The 3,573-nt window shown below is 38.0% G+C and carries 3 protein-coding genes; 2 read left to right on the forward strand and 1 reads right to left on the reverse strand.

The window, feature by feature from the left end; translation table 11 throughout:
- Window positions 1-398 (reverse strand): peroxiredoxin (locus ACFIKE_RS08680; protein ID WP_375649329.1); only part of this gene is annotated, 398 nt, incomplete at its 3' end.
- 216 nt (window positions 399-614) lie between these two features.
- On the opposite strand from ACFIKE_RS08680, the gene ACFIKE_RS08685 reads away from it, so the two are divergent.
- Window positions 615-2,243 (forward strand): alpha-D-glucose phosphate-specific phosphoglucomutase, encoded by a 1,629-nt coding sequence (locus tag ACFIKE_RS08685; protein WP_375649332.1) that lies wholly within the window; start codon window positions 615-617, stop codon window positions 2,241-2,243.
- Window positions 2,244-3,304: 1,061 nt separating this feature from the next.
- Window positions 3,305-3,573 (forward strand): zinc ribbon domain-containing protein YjdM (locus ACFIKE_RS08690; protein WP_375649335.1); only part of this gene is annotated, 269 nt, incomplete at its 3' end.

Consider the following 3,573-nt stretch of genomic DNA (forward strand, 5'->3'; position numbering starts at 1 on the left):
GCATAGCGCCATGATCGCATGCCGAAACCAACATTGTCTTTTGCAACCAGCATACCCATTTTGCGTGTGAATTCACCAGAGCCATCAGGAATTAATTTCACGTTTTTGATATTTTGTGTTTTTCCCCAAGCGTTCATGACAAAAGCATCATTGACGGAAAGGCAATAAATTTCATCAATACCCGCTTGTTTAAATTCATCATAGAGTTTTTCAAAGTCAGGCAGCTGAAAGGTTGAGCAAGTAGGGGTAAATGCTCCAGGAAGAGAAAAAAGAATAACACGCTTTCCTTTAAAGTAAGAATCGCTGTTAACTTCTTGCCACCGATAAGAATTATTTTCACCCACTTCATCTCGGACACGTGTATGGAATGTTACATTGGGAACAGTTTTTTTCATCATAAGGATGCTCCTATATTTTTTACAAAAATTTCGTTTTAAAACAGCTTTTGTCTTTAAAAGCATATCGGAAAGAACGGTTTAAATAAAAGGGATTCTTTAAAAATTCTGACTTCTAACGAGTGTGCAAATATTTCACACTTCCGTCAAGTAGAATTAATGGTCGACTTTGGATACTCTTCACCTTAAAATTAAAGGAAAGAATATGAAGGTATTTACATGACCATAAAGACAGTTTTGACCACGGCTTTTGAGGGGCAAAAACCGGGAACGTCTGGTTTGCGCAAAAAAGTGTCTGTTTTTCAACAACCTCATTATGTAGAAAACTTTATACAGTCTCTTTTTGATAACATTGGACCTCTTGAAGGAAAAATGTTGATTCTTGGGGGCGATGGGCGCACTTTTAATCGTACTCTCCTTCAGATTGTGTTGAAGATGGCAGCGGCGCATGGTGTTTCTTGTGTTAAAATGGGAAGGGGCGGTATTCTTTCTACACCTGCTGTTTCGCATCTTATTCGTAAAACTCATGCCCATGGTGGACTTATTCTTTCTGCAAGCCATAATCCTGGTGGTCCAGAGGGAGATTGTGGTATTAAATACAATGTTTCCAATGGTGGACCCGCTCCTAATTCTTTATGTGATGCTATTTTTGCAACATCGCAACGTCTTTCCTTTTATAAAATTCTTGAAGCACCAGATATTGATTTAGATAGGCAAGGTACGATCTTTATGGGAGCCATGCGGATTGATATTATTGATTCTGTCGCTGATTATGTTGCTTTGATGCAGGAGCTTTTTGATTTTGACTGTATTGCCAAGGCCGTTGCTGGAGGTCTTACTTTACGGTTTGATGCTATGCATGCGGTAACAGGGCCTTATGCTCATGAAATTTTTGAAAAATGCTTAGGATTTTCTGAAGGAACAGTGGTTAATGGTATTCCTTTGCCAGATTTTGGAGGCGGTCATCCGGATCCTAATTTGGTTTATGCCAAGGCTCTTTATGATTTATTGATGTCAGAGCAAGGACCAGATCTTGGTGCAGCCTCTGATGGTGATGGAGATCGTAACCTCATTATTGGTCGTGGGCAATTTGTCTCGCCTTCAGATTCTTTGGCTATTATGGCTGAGCATGCACACCTCATTAAAGGATATCGAAAAGGTGTTGTGGGGATAGCGCGTTCTATGCCGACGGGACGTGCTGCTGATCTGGTTGCGGAAAAACACGGATTAAACTTTTTTGAAACGCCAACGGGATGGAAGTTTTTTGGAAACCTTTTGGATGCGGGGAAAGTAACCTTTTGTGGTGAAGAAAGCTTTGGAACTGGCTCTCATCACATCCGCGAAAAAGATGGTTTATGGGCTGTCTTATTTTGGTTAAATCTTTTAGCGATAACAGAAAAAACTGTCGCACAAATAGTTCAGCAGCATTGGTACACCTATGGGCGTTTTTACACGTTACGGCATGATTATGAAGAAGTCGAAGCAGATAAAGCTTTGGAACTTATAGAACATTTGCGTACGCACTTACCACATGCAGGAACTGAAATTGCTGGATTTTTCGTCAAAAAAGCAGATGATTTTACATATCATGATCCTGTTGATCAGAGCGTTAGCACGCGGCAAGGTATACGTATTTTTTTCGAGAACGGAGCACGGTTGGTGATCCGTTTGTCGGGAACAGGGACGCTAGGTGCTACTTTACGACTTTATTTTGAACAGTATGAAAGTGATCCGCGCAAACACAATTTTAATCCGCAAGAAGTTCTCCAACCTTTGCAACAGGTGGCACTAAAACTGTTAAATATACAACAAGCATTGGGGCGAGATCGCCCTGATATTATCACCTAAGATCAGTGGAATGTTTTTTGTAAAGGTATGATGATTGATCACATGAGGTATGTTTTTAGGGACGTGATTTTATTGGCCATAAGGCAGAGCTTCCATTTTCAAGCTCGCTTTGTTTTTCCTCTTTTACATATCAATCGGATTCTTAAAACTGCGGGCTTCTTAAAACCGAATACTGTAGGTAATTATAATTAGGCAGAATCGGGGAATTGATATCCAATGGCTTCTGATGGTTTGATAGAAATGTTTGTTTAATAGGGGAGATGTTCCTCATGCACAACAAAATACTATCATTGTTACACATTTCATATGTTTGTCTTAAAGAAGCATCTCTCTCAAAACGCTAAAAACGTATCTTATGCGTGTTACTTTTGAAAGGGATAACCGGCCATCCATTGAGCAGCACCATTTTTATGCTTATGAGAGAGTAAGACCAGCACCATCATTCACTTTGCCCGCTTTCAATGTTGGCTCTTATATTTGAGAGTATTTAGTATTTTGAATAATTGTTTTACACGGCTCTTCCTACTTGTAACATGCAAGGAAAAGGCTTTGGTTTATTCAATGTAAAAGAGGTTGAGAGAATCTCAGCTTATTTATTGGCTCTCATTCAATATACAAAACCATTAACTATGATCATAAATCAGTTTGTTCTCTAACATTATGAATGCTTTACTTAAATAAAAGGTCAAGTTGAGTCTATCATTTTCTTGTTTCTCAGTTTTTAGCTTTTTGGAAGCGTTTTTATTCAGAGATGTTCCTTTTCTAATTGTTTTTTATTCATTCGTTAATTGTATTGGTGATGTATAAGAAAATGATTTTGATTCATTTATGAGAGAGAATGAAGTGAGTAAATTTTATGATATGCGGGGGCTTATTTAAGTTATATAATGATCAATCATTTTTATAAACCCATGTATGGTATGTGATGATAGCATTCATGAACACAGTTGGCAGATGAAGGTTAAAACAAAGGGAAATGTTTTTCTAAAATAATGGACAATAAGTACTTCTTGCTTTATGACCAGTCATAATGAATGATTTTTCTTTTAAAAGGGGAATTTATGACCCAATATCCCAAATGTCCTCGTTGTGATTGTCTTTATACTTATGAAGATGGTGAAAATTTTGTGTGTCCTGAATGCGCACATGAATGGCCACAAAAAAACGATGATACTGTTCTTGTCAATACTGTTTATGATGCCAATGGTCAGATTTTAACAAACGGAGATACCGTTATGGTGATAAAAGATCTGAAAGTAAAAGGCGCTTCATCTGTTTTAAAAGGTGGTACTAAGGTAAAGAATATTCGCTTGGTGGATGGGGATCATAA

Origin of the sequence: Bartonella sp. MU70NMGDW (genome assembly GCF_042194085.1) — a bacterium.
GTDB classification, from domain to species: domain Bacteria; phylum Pseudomonadota; class Alphaproteobacteria; order Rhizobiales; family Rhizobiaceae; genus Bartonella; species Bartonella grahamii.

Bases quoted from the DNA above. Each gene is read 5' to 3' on its own strand.
- ACFIKE_RS08685 (WP_375649332.1), top strand. From the start codon at position 615: ATGACCATAAAGACAGTTTTGACCACGGCTTTTGAGGGGCAAAAACCG.